This window comes from Paenibacillus barengoltzii NBRC 101215 (assembly GCF_004000745.1).
GTDB lineage: Bacteria > Bacillota > Bacilli > Paenibacillales > Paenibacillaceae > Fontibacillus > Fontibacillus barengoltzii.
The window spans coordinates 14,458-27,465 of record NZ_BILV01000084.1 but is presented as its reverse complement, the minus strand read 5'-3'; the positions used below and the strand labels follow the sequence as shown (position 1 = coordinate 27,465).

The 13,008-nt window shown below is 52.7% G+C and carries 16 protein-coding genes; 3 read left to right on the top strand and 13 right to left on the bottom strand.

Annotation, left to right across the window (positions count from 1 at the left end; genetic code table 11):
- The 4 genes from PBA01S_RS19200 to PBA01S_RS19185 form a co-directional block, all read right to left on the bottom strand.
- Positions 1-627, bottom strand: a 627-nt coding sequence (locus tag PBA01S_RS19200) for a TRAM domain-containing protein (RefSeq protein ID WP_371859551.1), incomplete at its 3' end; no start/stop codon positions are given.
- 656 nt (positions 628-1,283) lie between these two features.
- Positions 1,284-2,165, bottom strand: coding sequence for a diacylglycerol kinase (locus PBA01S_RS19195; RefSeq protein WP_127576538.1), 882 nt, complete (start codon positions 2,163-2,165; stop codon positions 1,284-1,286).
- Positions 2,166-2,193: 28 nt separating this feature from the next.
- Positions 2,194-2,979 carry a sirohydrochlorin chelatase gene (locus PBA01S_RS19190; protein WP_127576537.1) on the bottom strand — a complete coding sequence of 262 codons (786 nt, stop codon included), beginning with the start codon at positions 2,977-2,979 and terminating at the stop codon, positions 2,194-2,196.
- A gap of 67 nt (positions 2,980-3,046) precedes the next feature.
- A complete protein-coding gene (locus tag PBA01S_RS19185) occupies positions 3,047-3,337 on the bottom strand; it encodes a YerC/YecD family TrpR-related protein (RefSeq protein ID WP_009224548.1) in 291 nt (96 codons plus the stop codon).
- A gap of 347 nt (positions 3,338-3,684) precedes the next feature.
- Here PBA01S_RS19185 and PBA01S_RS19180 point away from each other — a divergent pair, with 347 nt between their 5' ends.
- Positions 3,685-4,200 carry a hypothetical protein gene (locus tag PBA01S_RS19180; RefSeq protein ID WP_016313429.1) on the top strand — a complete coding sequence of 172 codons (516 nt, stop codon included), beginning with the start codon at positions 3,685-3,687 and terminating at the stop codon, positions 4,198-4,200.
- An 89-nt stretch (positions 4,201-4,289) separates the two neighbouring features.
- Here the strand turns inward: PBA01S_RS19180 and PBA01S_RS19175 are convergent, their stop codons facing one another.
- The 3 genes from PBA01S_RS19175 to PBA01S_RS19165 form a co-directional block, all read right to left on the bottom strand.
- Positions 4,290-5,279, bottom strand: coding sequence for an inorganic phosphate transporter (locus tag PBA01S_RS19175; RefSeq protein ID WP_127576536.1), 990 nt, complete (start codon positions 5,277-5,279; stop codon positions 4,290-4,292).
- Positions 5,280-5,362: 83 nt separating this feature from the next.
- On the bottom strand, positions 5,363-5,977 hold the full coding sequence (locus tag PBA01S_RS19170) for a DUF47 domain-containing protein (RefSeq protein ID WP_085279799.1): 615 nt from the start codon (positions 5,975-5,977) through the stop codon (positions 5,363-5,365).
- A 195-nt stretch (positions 5,978-6,172) separates the two neighbouring features.
- A complete protein-coding gene (locus tag PBA01S_RS19165; RefSeq protein ID WP_036625204.1) occupies positions 6,173-7,243 on the bottom strand; it encodes a DUF3048 domain-containing protein in 1,071 nt (356 codons plus the stop codon).
- Between the two features lie 174 nt (positions 7,244-7,417).
- On the opposite strand from PBA01S_RS19165, the gene PBA01S_RS19160 reads away from it, so the two are divergent.
- The gene (locus PBA01S_RS19160) at positions 7,418-7,900 is read left to right on the top strand and encodes a DoxX family membrane protein (protein ID WP_016313433.1); all 483 of its coding nucleotides are present in this window, start codon (positions 7,418-7,420) and stop codon (positions 7,898-7,900) included.
- 99 nt (positions 7,901-7,999) lie between these two features.
- Here the strand turns inward: PBA01S_RS19160 and PBA01S_RS19155 are convergent, their stop codons facing one another.
- The 3 genes from PBA01S_RS19155 to PBA01S_RS19145 form a co-directional block, all read right to left on the bottom strand.
- A complete protein-coding gene (locus tag PBA01S_RS19155; RefSeq protein ID WP_016313434.1) occupies positions 8,000-8,788 on the bottom strand; it encodes a DODA-type extradiol aromatic ring-opening family dioxygenase in 789 nt (262 codons plus the stop codon).
- Positions 8,789-8,899: 111 nt separating this feature from the next.
- The gene (locus tag PBA01S_RS19150) at positions 8,900-9,724 is read right to left on the bottom strand and encodes an alpha/beta hydrolase (protein ID WP_016313435.1); all 825 of its coding nucleotides are present in this window, start codon (positions 9,722-9,724) and stop codon (positions 8,900-8,902) included.
- Positions 9,725-9,858: 134 nt separating this feature from the next.
- Complete coding sequence (locus PBA01S_RS19145; RefSeq protein ID WP_016313436.1) at positions 9,859-10,080, bottom strand: hypothetical protein; 222 nt, start codon at positions 10,078-10,080, stop codon at positions 9,859-9,861.
- Between the two features lie 262 nt (positions 10,081-10,342).
- Here PBA01S_RS19145 and PBA01S_RS19140 point away from each other — a divergent pair, with 262 nt between their 5' ends.
- A complete protein-coding gene (locus PBA01S_RS19140; RefSeq protein WP_016313437.1) occupies positions 10,343-11,092 on the top strand; it encodes a DUF1129 domain-containing protein in 750 nt (249 codons plus the stop codon).
- A gap of 68 nt (positions 11,093-11,160) precedes the next feature.
- Here PBA01S_RS19140 and PBA01S_RS19135 read toward each other — a convergent pair whose 3' ends face one another.
- The 3 genes from PBA01S_RS19135 to PBA01S_RS19125 are packed head-to-tail and all read right to left on the bottom strand — an operon-like array spanning position 11,161 to position 13,006.
- Positions 11,161-11,919: a hypothetical protein gene (locus PBA01S_RS19135; RefSeq protein WP_127576535.1), complete on the bottom strand. Its 759-nt coding sequence runs from the start codon at positions 11,917-11,919 to the stop codon at positions 11,161-11,163.
- Positions 11,920-12,615, bottom strand: a complete 696-nt coding sequence (locus PBA01S_RS19130) for an ABC transporter ATP-binding protein (protein ID WP_016313439.1) — start codon at positions 12,613-12,615, stop codon at positions 11,920-11,922.
- A gap of 16 nt (positions 12,616-12,631) precedes the next feature.
- The gene (locus tag PBA01S_RS19125; protein WP_016313440.1) at positions 12,632-13,006 is read right to left on the bottom strand and encodes a GntR family transcriptional regulator; all 375 of its coding nucleotides are present in this window, start codon (positions 13,004-13,006) and stop codon (positions 12,632-12,634) included.
- Positions 13,007-13,008 lie beyond the last annotated feature (2 nt).

Sequence of the window (13,008 nt, the reverse complement as noted above, 5' to 3'; positions counted from 1 at the left end):
GCCGGCGTCGCCGCTGCCGCCGGCCGCTGGCGCGCCCGTACCCGGCGCGCCCTCTGCCACGCGCAGCTTGCCGATGCGCTCCAGCACGTCGACGACGTGCTGACGCTTCCACGCGAGCTGCGCGTCATAGCTCAAGTGCTGCAGCTGGCAGCCGCCGCACTTGTCGTAGATCGGACAGGGCGCGGCCACCCTGTCCGGGCTCGCCTCAACCACGTCAAGCAGTTTGGCATAGCCATACTGCTTTTTCGTTTTGAGCACCTTGACCCGGGCTTTCTCACCCGGCAAGGCGCCGGCGACAAACAGCGTGTAGCCTTCCACCCGGCCCACGCCTTCCCCGTCGTGGTTCATCCCGATGATGTCGATCACGACCTCATCATTTTTCACGACGGGAAGACCCGCCAGCGCGGCTTCAGACGCGCTGCTTCCAGCACGCCCTGCAGGCTGCGCGCTGAAAGGCCGTTCCGCAGCCACAGCCGCACGCCCCCGCGATGGAAGAGTCGCTGAGGAAGCTTCTCCTCTCCCGCCGCGGTTGCTTTTCCCGCCGCCAGCTGCTTTGTGTCCTTGTCCCCGAGGGCTCCCTACCCGCCCCGCTTCCGGACGACGATGGTTATTCCGTTGCTTCTTCATCATGGACTCCTTCTATGTTCAACTGAACCGGTTACTCCAACTTGGCATCATCTCATCCAGTTCACGTGATCTACTGTAATTCAAAACTCTCGATATACTTTAATCCAGTACTCTAAATCCTCGCATAAGGTAAAACCATCCGTTCGACGTTAACACACCTGTTTCAGCCCACCCATCAAACAACTAACGGTAAATCCTCCATCTAATTTACCCCGTTTGGGCCATTTTCGCAAAAATAACGGGAAATCGTACCGCTAATTTGGCCCATTTCCCCTGTTTTCAGCAAAGCCTGCGGAATTAACGGTACTTTTTCCAGCTAATCCACGCCAAACCCACAGTTACTCCAAAAATAACGGTAGAATTTCCACTTATTTCGCATCGCCACCACTTCGAACGTTGACCGCTATACGCCATCCAAACTCCATTCGTACCATTGTGGCAGCTTAAACGTACCAAGGCAAGGAGTCCCTTAAGCCACAGATAGTTGCAGCCCCTGGACGGAAGCAGCCTTAAGGTACTAACGACTCGCCCAACCAAACCAAATCCCCCGCCAGCCCGACGGGGGATCCTCATAACCTAAGCTTCCTGATGGCGTGCCTCAGGCAACCCTGTAAATTACTGTCTAAGCCTATGAATCACGGACGGATATCGAGAAATCAAGCAAAAATCCGCAAATGCTGCGGCAAAATCTCGAACACGCCGGGCAATTCGCCGCCCAGTTCGCCGTCGAGATTGAGCAGCACACGGCCGGGTGAGGTGACTTCCATACGCCGCGTCTTGAAATGAATGACGTGCGAGTCGCCTAAATGATCGCCGCGCAGCGCCATCGTCACCAGACGGATAAATTCCGCCAGGTTGCATTTCTTGAGCGCGATCACGTCCAGCAGCCCGTCGTCGATGCGCGCGTCCGGCGCCAGCTTCTCGAAGCCGCCAACGGAGTTGCTGTTGGCGATCAAGAACAGCATGAACTCACCCTCTATAATCTCGTGCCCTTCCGCATCGATGATCAACCTGGTTGGCGACAGGCTGGCCATTTTCTCAATACCCTTCATATAATAGGCCAGCTGCCCAATCAGCGTCTTGAGCCGACTCGGCACCTCATATGTCAGCTCGGTCAACTTGCCGCCGCCGGCGATATTTATGAAATGTCGGCCGTTCACTTTGCCGATATCGATCGGTCTGGTTTTATTCTCAATGACCAAGTCGCAATAATCCTCCCAACGCCGAGGAATTCCCATGGCGCGGGCGAAATCATTTGTCGTGCCCAGCGGGAACACCCCCAGCGGAGGCAAATCACTCTTCCCAGCCATGCCGTTCACAACCTCATTCAGCGTCCCGTCACCGCCGGCCGCAATAATGATGTCGTATCCACGTTCGACCGCCAAAGCCGCCTCGCGCGTCGCATCGCCTTCCCCGGTCGTCGCATGACACGACGTCTCGATGCCGCCCTGATCCAGACGCTCCAGCACGTCCGGCAGGAGGCGGCGCATCTCTTCTCTTCCCGAGGTTGGATTATAAATCAACCTAGCTCTTTTCATCTTCCTAACGCCACCTGAACTCATAATGTCAACCTATCACTGATCCCATTATATTCAATATTTGTTGCGACATCCAGCGAGCCATCAAAGGGTGGGGCAGCAGCGCCTCTCCCGAATAACGATGAGCCAGCCCCTTCAGCCGCTCAGGAATCGTGACCTTCGTAAAATATCCGGCGCTCAGGAAAAGCGGAGCCACAATCACGTCCATTCCCCGTTCTGACCAATCACGGACTTTGGCCGATACGCTGTCCGGATTCAGAAGCGCATAATCGGCCCCGCCTGCGAGGCCGGCCAGCTCCGCACATTGCGCCGCCAGCGAGGCAATTCCGCGCTCCCACCGCTGCAAGAAGCCAGGATGATTGCTGCCGTGTCCCACGAGAAGCAGCACTTCACGCTCCGGCCGTACGGACAGCCCCTTCACTTTGTCCCACACCATCTCAGCGACCAGCGGACCATCATCGATAGGATCGCCAAAAAACACCCGAGCGGAAACCCGAAAACGTTCCAGGTCGGTTTCCTTCTCCGGTGCATCTTTCACCCCAAAGGCATAAGCGATTTCATCGATATGGGTACTTCCTGAGGACACGAATAAGGGAATGACGATCATGTCCGTCACTCCCTGACCTTCCAGCTGATCGATGCCGTCCTGAATCAGGCGGCCTTCCACCGTTTCGAGGAAAGCACAGGCGAGCGGAAGCCCGGCGGGCAAATCGTCCGCCGCTTCCGCTACCGCCGCCTCCACAAGAGCTACCCAGTGCTCATCTGGGGAGCCGTGGCTGATGACAAGCACACCCGGTTTCTTGGCGTTCTCCATTGGGAGCATCTCCCGGCCATCGTCCGCCACCCTCATCGACCTTGCTTGAATTTCGTCTGTCATAAGCTTAGCGACCTAAACGGTCAAGCGCCATTTTGTAGCCGTCGTTGCCGTAATTTAGGCAGCGCTTTACCCGGGATATGGTCGCCGTGCTGGCTCCGGTTTCTGCTTCAATCTGGTTGTATGTGTTGCCTTTGCCCAACATTCGGGCGACTTCCAGACGTTGCGACAAAGACTGAATTTCGTTAACGGTGCACAGGTCATCAAAAAAGATGTAGCATTCCTCGATGTTCTTTAACGTTAAAATGGCTTCAAATAATTGATCAATCGTTTTGTCATTTAATTTCTTCAGTTGCACTGAATTATCATCCCCTACCGTTACTGTACCACACCCCCATTGTACCCGAGGGGCGTACTCCTTTTCAAGCATTAACGATTTCACGCATCACAGAAAGAACGCCCAAATTCCGCGAACGCCCACCAGAACCGGGACATTCGTCCATACGCAAGGCAGGGCGGGCACATACAGTATAGTAATACAAACGCCTAGCCAGGGATCATCACGCCGATCTCACCATCCGCGCGTGTCCCCTTCGGCGGATGTCATTTCGCTCCTAGGTCTTGTCTCGGGAGGGCGGACAAGAAGGAAACGGGCCTTACGGTCAGCCTGCCCGGGCAAAATATCCGAAAAGGAAAGTGATACCCATGCCTCATAACTATGATTCCCGCCAGGGTCCGGTGCCCCCGTTCCATCCGTACACCCATTTTTACCCGGGGGTGAATCCGTACGAAATTAAAGCGGAGGCTTCCTCGCTGGTTCCTTATTCTCCGCCGACACCCACACCGACCCAGGCGCCAACACCTACCCCGGCTGCTACAACCACGCCAAAAGCCGGCGGTCTGTCCTTGCCCAGCTTAAGCGACTTGAAAGGCATCGTCGACCGCATGGGCGGGATCGACGGCATCTTGGCAACGATGGGCCAGGTGCAGAAAGTTATGCAGACCGTACAACAATTCGCCCCGATGGCGAAGCTGCTTACCTCGCTCTTGCCCGGCGGCAAAAGCAGACCTGGCAGCCTCGGCCGGGACGATTACCCGCCCCGCCGCCGCAAATCCAATCGCAAGAAAAGCGGCAGCCGTACCGGATCTGGCCGCAGTGGTAAACGCTCCGCAACCGGCAAATCCAGCAAGTCGGTTAAATCGGGAAAACGCCGCCGTTAACCCGGCGGCGGCTTTATTTTTACTTGGCTACCCAGCACCAAATCTAACCCCAAAAAAAGCCAATCCTCAACAGATTGGCTTAACTCCATTTAGAACAACAATTTATAGATTAACCCCGCCATGACAAACACAATCGGAATCGTAATTACCCAGGCAATCACGATGCGCCCAGCCATCGACCAACGTACGGCAGAGAACCGTTTAGCAGCACCTACACCAAGGATAGACGAGGTGATCGCATGCGTCGTGCTGACGGGCAAATGAAACAATGTGGCCCCGAAAATAACCGATGCAGCGGAAAGATCCGCGGCGAAACCGTTGATCGGCTCGATTTTGAAGATCTTCGTACCCATCGTCTTGATGATTTTATAACCGCCAACCGATGTCCCGAGCGCCATCGCCGTCGCTGCGGCCAGTTTAACCCACAGCGGCACTTCCATATGATCTTGGAAGTCTGCCGTCACCAAGGCGAACGTAATAATCCCCATCGCTTTCTGGGCATCATTGGTGCCGTGCGTGAAGCTTTGGATCGCTGCGGTTACGATTTGCATCGACCGGAAGCCTTTGTTCACCGTATGCGGACTACGCCGCGCAAAGATCCATCGCAAGATGGTCATGATGATATAACCAATCACAAAAGCGATGATTGGGGAGAACACCAGCCCTTCCACAATCGTTGTAAATCCGCTCCAGTTCAGCTTGTCCGCCCCAGCTCCAACGTAGACCGCCCCAGCTAAGGAACCGATCAGCGCATGAGAAGAAGAGGATGGGATGCCAAACCACCAGGTAATGAGGTTCCAAATAATTGCCGACAATAGTGTGGCGACCAGCACTTCCAGACCGTTATCCAGCTTCGCCGGATCGGCGACACTACCCCCAATTGTTTTCGCGACGCCCGTAAACATGATAGCACCTAAGAAGTTCATGACCGCTGCCATCATGATCGCAGTACGCGGCTTCATCGCGCGTGTTGATACCGAGGTCGCAATCGCATTGGCTGTATCATGAAACCCGTTAATGAAGTCGAACGCCAACGCCAGTATGATAACGATAAGCATAATCATTAAACTCGTATCCATAGCATTTTTGCACAGATGGCTATCTCTCTATATAAATCCGCGCAATTCCAACCTCCCGAAAATCAAATATATAGTGAAGTTTCTTAAGAATTACGCATGATGATGGATTCCAGCATGTTGGCAACCTTCTCGGCAGCATCGGTTGTCGTCTCCAGCCGCTCATAGATCTCTTTCTTCTTGATCAATTCGATTGGATCGGTAACCTTCATGAACAGCTCCTTGATGCAAATCCGCAGCAGTTCATCGCCTTGATTCTCCAGGTCGTTAAGACGAATCGTGTATTCGCGGATTGCGAGCAATTTTTTCTGGGACAGCAAATGAATCGCCTTTTGGATCTCATAGGCCGAGTTGCGTAAAATTTCGGCAAAGCGCGCAATATATTCGTCCGGCCCGTTCAAATTGTACATAAAAAAACGGGATGTCGTAGCTTCCAAACCGTCGATCACATCGTCGAGGGCGGTAATCAGATGCATAATGTCGTCACGCTCGATGGGCGTAATAAACGTTTTGTTCAATTCCACGATGATTTTATGGGTGTAACCATCACATTGGGATTCGAACTCCTTCATCTTCTTGGCGAAGGCTTCAACGTCCTTGAAGTCCGCGACCTGCTGGGCGAAATAGTCCGCCGAGTGCACGATCGTATCTGCCATATCCTCTAACGTCTGGAAAAAGATATCTTTCTTCTTCAGTCGCATCAGTATCCCCTTTTCTCTCCATAAGGTAGTTCTTGGGTTGATGTTTTACACAACCCTGAATATCTTATCACAACTGCATCATAGATAGGAAATATTGTCGCAAACATTTCACCATCATTCGCTTATATTTCCCCTGATTCTCCCAAAGTTATCCTCTAATCACCATAAAAATACATAATTCGCCTTTTTTCGCCTTTACTCTGCCTTTACATGACTGTCGAAACTCGGCGAATTGGGAACGACGTGAATAAAGGTCTGTCCCGGCACCATCGGAATCTCCGCGTTATCCTGAATGAACCGGATGATATCGCCCTCCTTGCGGATCCAATTGGCCCGAATGACTTTGCCTTGCTGGAACAATATCGCGTCCCCGCCCAGTTGCAGTCCGACTTCCAGACGACCGACATCGTCCAGTACCCGGTGGTCTGCTCCCATGACAACAACATTCGCAGCGGTCACTGGATCACCGGTTTCCAAGTCCTTGTGAGGCTCCCCATTCATAAACCGCTTGTAAAGCCCGGACGAAGCATCATAATCGTAACCAACCCGGTAGCTGTCCAGTTGGAACTTAATCTCTACGTGAGTGGCGGTCTCCAGCGAATCAGGCTGTTCATTTTCCTTATAAAAAAGATACCCCGGCACCGCTGTATCTTCCGTAGCAAACCCGCGCTTCGCGGCGCCTTCCAGCAGCTTCTCTACGTTGGAATACAAATTGTGCGGCGCCTTCCGGGACTTGTCCCGCCAGAAGTAAGCACCGGCATTGGTGATCTCGTCCAAATCCTCTTTATGCTGTCTTTGCAGGATCGCAAACGCTTCGTTGCTCGCCCCGGCATGCACCAACACCCCGTGGTAGCTCTCGCCCAAATCGATCATGTACGGGCGAATGCTGCGAATCGGGCCGATCTTGGCGTTGTCCGCATGACTGTGGAAAATCGAGACAAGACGCGTGACTCCGCCTTCCGCCAATACCTCGTATACAACATCCGCGTCGATTAATCCGGATTGCGGGCGAGCGGCTGGCGCATTGTTAATCATGATCGCCAGCGGTCTGCGGGTCAGCGGCTCCTCCAGCGGCAATCCCGTCAGCGGAGCCGTATAGGCGGGCGGCGCCGGTTCAGGAGTGTCCTCCGGGGTCTCCGTCTGTTGCGGCGGCACTTGGGTTTCCTCAGGCGAGGCCGTCTCCCCGACCTTCCCGCACGCGGCGAGCATCATGATAAGCAAGAATAAGAGCAGCAGCCAACTTAACTTCAATGATTTCAAAGGCATGTCCTCCGTCAAAATTCTTAAGTTTTTTACATTATACGTTGAATTCCTCTACTGGGGGAAGCCGGAAACAAAGCAAACTTCCTCGCAAACTCCTCTATTTCACCTTAATTCTTGATTTGGGGGTTTAAAATCGAGCTCTTCATCTGCATACTACAGGAAAGGAGAGATGAAGAGATGATCGTAAAATGGTTAAGGGAGAGCCTTGTTGCCTCTTGGCTCCTCTTGCTGTTCAGACTATATGTAGGTTATGAGTGGCTTACTTCCGGTTGGAGCAAAATTACCGGCGGATTTGATTCCGCTGGATTTCTAACAGGCGCATTGGCCAAGAGCGGCGGCGACCATCCCGCGGTGCAAGGCTGGTGGGCATCTTTTCTCGAGCATGTTGCTTTGCCAAATGTCAGTTTGTTTAATATCCTTGTCCCTTACGGCGAGGTGCTCGTCGGGCTGGGCTTAATTCTGGGCGGTTTTACTTGGCTGGCAGCCTTCTTTGGCATGGTCATGAACTTTGCCTTCCTGTTCTCCGGCACCGTAAGTACGAACCCGCAGCTGCTGCTGCTCCAAATCTTTATCGTCGTCGCCGGCACGAACGCCGGGCGGATCGGCTTGGACTACTTCATCCAGCCTCACTTCCGCAACCGCTATGGACGGCGGCGTTAACCGGTCACAACTTCAAAAAAAGAAAAGCGCAGACCCCAACCCTTGAGGTTCTGCGCTTATTTATATGGATCGGTCGTTCCGAACCAGGTTAATTGCCCGTCAACGACCGCCGAACTTCCAGCAGTTTAAGCTAAGGCTGCCGTATTGATAATCCTGAAACAACTTCACAGCATGCCGTTCATCGTCTGCCGATCCCATGGCGTAGAAGAGCGGAACAAAATGCTCCCGTCCATACGAAGGGATCGCCATTCGGACATGCGGGGCTTTGCGGTCATAATCAAAGAGCTGCCGCAAGTCCCAGTTCTCCAGCTGCTGGCCAATCCAATCGTCAAACTCCACGGCCCACGCTGCCGGTTCTCGGCCTTCCCAGTCGAGCAAACGAAGATTATGAACAAGTCCGCCGCTGCCGATGACCAGAACGTTCCGTTGCCGCAGCTCTGTGAGCATTTTGCCGATGGCATACTGCTCTTCCGGCTCGCGTTTGGCGTCCACCGACAAGGCTACGACAGGGATATTGGCAGACGGATACATCAGCCGCAGCACTACCCAGGCTCCATGGTCCAGGCCTCTGCCGGTTGATGCTTTGTAAGGCAGATTGTGTGCTCGAAAAATCGCCTCGATCTCTTCACTAAGCTCAGGGCTGCCCGGGGCAGGGTACTCGATTTCATACATCTCTTCCGGGAAGCCGTAGAAATCGTGCATCGTCGTATGCTTCGCATCCGTTGAGACCCATTGATCCGGAGCATCCCAGTGCGCCGAGAAGACCACAATGGCATCGGGCGGCTCCAGCATTTCCTGACCTAGACGGTGAAGAAAATCCGTATACGCGTTCTTCTCAATCGCTAATGTAGGCGATCCATGTGCAATAAACAATGCAGGCTGAGACATCTCCCAAACCTCCCTACGCCAAAAAATGGTTACACCTTCATTGTATCCATCCCCGAAGGATTTTACCAGTTTTTGTACGCGTGGGTTTGACGTTGTTCTCCTGTAATGATCTCAGATCATCCAATGCTGCCACTCCGACTGCAGAGCTTCCAAACCTCCAAGCCATTCCTTGGTCTTCCGGATGACCTGTTGCTGATGATCGCCGGATGAAAACGTGTGATTGCCTTGGAAAATAATCTCCTTATCGCAGCGCCCTTCGGGGCGCAGCCAGAATACCTTCTGATATAAGAAAGCATAATCCGCCGGAATAATATCGTCTGAGGTTCCATGCACGACCAAGACGTCACCGGCAAATTTAACGGCTTCCTGGAACGGTTGATATTCGCCCAGCGAATCAAAAAATTTCGGCGTTAGTCCATAACCCAAATAATCGGCGCTTCCTTGCTTGACCGCCCGGTCATAGAGATCGCGTCCGGTGATTTTCACAATATCGCTGAACGGATAGCCCACCGCCGACCATAGGACAAGGTTCTTCACACGCCGATCGCGAATTGCGGTTAAGAGAGCGATCAACCCGCCAAGGCTATGTCCAAGCAAAGATACCCGCGTCGGATCAACGTCAAATGCGCTTAAGCCATAATCCAGCACTGAACGGGTCTGGGCGATCATCGACTCTACGCCATGGTCGCCGTAAGAACCGGTGCTCTCGCCGCATCCGAGATAGTCGAAGCGAAGCACGAGGAAGCCGTCGGCTGCAAGCTCCCTTGCAGTCTTGACGAATAGACGGTCGACGCCGATACGGCTGCCTACAAATCCGTGACAGATGACGACCAAGGGAGCGCGATGGCAGCGCCCCCCTTGTTTGTTCTCGGCCGGGTAATGTATGCTGGCCGCAAGCTGTTCTTCTCCATGATTGATGACGATCTGTCTTTCCATAACCCGTCTCCTCCCCCGTACTTCGAAAATGATATATACTTTAAATCCGATAAGTTTAATATGATTTAAACTTATCTTATCATTACCCGAGCCGAGGTGTCAATCGGATCGCTGAAGAATCGCAAGAAACTCACTTACTCGTAGGATTGGCGGAAGTACGCATGGGTCGTAACCCGGCCCTCCCATTCTTTCATAAACCGGTGATTCCCCAGATCCCCTTCGTCACATGCCTCGTCATCCCCGCATAACATGGCGATTTCTTCATCGCTCTCATTGGTTACGACTTCTTCCAGGCTTCCCCGAGAGTTGCTGTTCAGCAAATACCTCCGGGTCAGCTCCGATTCATATTTTCCCATGGCTCTGCCTCCCGCAACTTTAGTATGATGATGTGCAGACCGGCCTGTCAGGCATCAAATCCAAATTTAGGCTGAGGCCGACGCCTGCCGTTTTGCTTAGGAACTAGTTTTTGGTGGGAAGGACGCTTTTTATTCCTGGTTCAAGGAATGTTCATAATCCATTAGTTCTGTTTCCCTTCCACTTCTGCCGTGCCTTGGTCCCTTGCGAATGAGACAATCTATGCAGTATACTACGGAAGAAACTGGGAGGAGAGATACTACCATGTACATCCACGAAATGATCGGCGAAACCAAACGGCTGCGACAGCAAATGACGCCGGAGAACGAAGCGTATTTCGGGGAAATGGTCTTGTACTTCCGTTCCGGCTCCAGCTCGCTTAGTGAGGCCAAGGGGGAAGAGCTCCTGCTAGACATTGCCCGGCAAATCATCAAGAGCCAAGCCAAAGGCATTTCGGCGGCAGAACGCTTCGGCCCCGATCCAAAGGCTTATTGCGCAGAGCTGGCGGAGGACGTAAAGGCACGGAAGCCCCGAACGCTGAAGGACAAAATCAAATATTATACGATGATCCCCTGGGTAGCTTTGACCTGGGTCTTCTTTATTTATATGATCACCGGTTTCTTCAGCAAATGGTTTGGCGGGGAGCTCGAGTATACCCTGATCAGCACCTCCTCGCTGTTGATTATCGCCGTTCTGTCCATTGTATTGGTTGAGCTGGTCACTCGCTTCCTTGGGCAAAGCTCCAAAGCCAGCGAAGGTCAAGAGCCTGCCGGAGAAGCAAAACCAGCAGGGCCCGGAGCGAGACCAGGCATGCCGCCCAACGCGGGGCCGCGCGGCTTTAACCTTCGTGCGTTCGGCACTTACATTGCCGTTGCGGCCGTGTTGATCGTTGTGGGCACCGTATTAAATCGAATCATGCCGTCGTTTACCGTTTCACCTTGGGACAGCCTGATCTTGTTTGCCGTGGGACTGGCTGGGCAAATTTTCTTTTTTGGTCGCCGCTCGAAAAATTAAACAAAAATAGCAGAAGCCGCATCCCCCAACAATGAGGAAGATGCGGCTTTTGCTTTATCCTAGGGAGATCAAATCTCAATCCGTTTCTTGAGTAAATACGTGATCGCGTAAAACATCAATACTGCTACAACCACTTCAAGCAGGAAAGGCCCGAGCGGGAGCAGATTTACCGATTCCCTCGTCACTGCGCCGTTCTCCTCGACCATCCCAATCTGAATGATCCCGAAATTGGCAAAGGAACTATTGGTGCCTTTAAAGAGCAAACCTTCCACCCAAGACATTCCGTTCTGAATGACGAAGAAGGAAATGATGCCGACCCATGTCCCGGCTTTGCCCCGGATACTGACGCTGGCACCAATCGTGATCGCCGTAAAGATCGTTAACACCAGCATAGTATATATCCAAACGATACTCAAAATAATGAGCACCGTGTTCCCGAACCCCGTGGTCCCGATCTGAACGAAATCGATCTGTACTTGAGCCACCCGATAATAGATCGCCGCATGAATCAAGACAATGGCCCCGATGATCAGCGCCACAAGCCAACTGAACACCAGCGAGGAGAGAATCGTCCATACCGGATGCAAGGGGAGCAGACGGCGATGATAGGCTTTAATATTGTAGGCGAATGTTTTACAGGACTGCACGAGCATGAAAATGACAGCCGTAAAATACAGAATAAGGGATAAGCCAAAGATGGTTTCTGCATCCCACTGGCGAAGGTTGCCGGTGATCGACAGAAGGACTTGCAAGATCACCAAGACGGCGAATAGTCCCAGCACGGTATTGGCATTTTGTTTGATATCGTACTTCAGCAGCTTCATCATTTATGCGAACACCTCTCTGAACATGTCGTCGACGCTCTTGCCATAGCGAATCCGCAAATTCTCTACTTCCTCCTGCATGACAACCTCGCCGCTGCGGATAAAGATGACCTCATCGAAAATCCGCTCAATATCCGAAACCAGATGGGTAGAGATGATGAGGCTGCTATCTTCATTGTAAAATTCCACAATCGCGTCCAAAATTTTGGTCCGGGCCACCGGGTCCACCCCGCCGATCGGCTCATCGAGCAGATACAGCTTGGCATTTCTCGATAACGTTAACGTCAGCTGAAGCCGTTCGTTCATGCCCTTCGACAGGGAGCTGATTTTATCCTTCTCATTCAGATTCATGAAGTCGAGCATCGTGCGTGCCTTCTCCTCGTCGAAATCCGGGTAGAAATCGCGGTAAAATCCAATCGCATCCCGTACCTTCATCCACGATTCTGTTAATGGTCGATCGGGCATGAAGGAAACTAACGATCTTGTCGCCAGTCCCACCGGTGTTCCGTCCACCGACACCTTGCCTGCCGAAGGATGAATCAGGCCGGCGGCGATTTTCATCAGCGTGCTTTTGCCGCTGCCATTCGTACCAAGCAGGCCAACGATTTTTCCTTTATCGACGCTGAGAGACACCCCATGCAATGCTTTCTTGCTGCCGTACGATTTGGATACACCTTGTACTTCCAGTAGCGGTTTCATTGATGGTTGCCCTCCTTTAACGTCGCTCATTAGCCTTCATAGCGTCGGCGACCAGCGCCGCAATATCCTCGTTACTGAAGCCCAGCTCCTGCATGCCTCCGATAAAGCGATCCAGCAGCTCGCCGGCCATTTCTTTTTTGATGGTCATAATTTTCGATTCCTCGCTTGTCACGTATCTTCCGAGTCCGCGTTTCGTTTCCACGATGGCTTCACGCTCCAATTCCTGAAAAGTCCGCTGCACGGTATTCGGATTAATTTGCAGCTCGGCCGCAAGCTCGCGGACCGACGGAATTTTGTCACCGGCCTTCAGTCGGCCGGTGACGATCTCTCTCTTTAAATAATTCATAATTTGCAGATAGATCGGCAGATTATTATCAAATTCGATGCTCACGT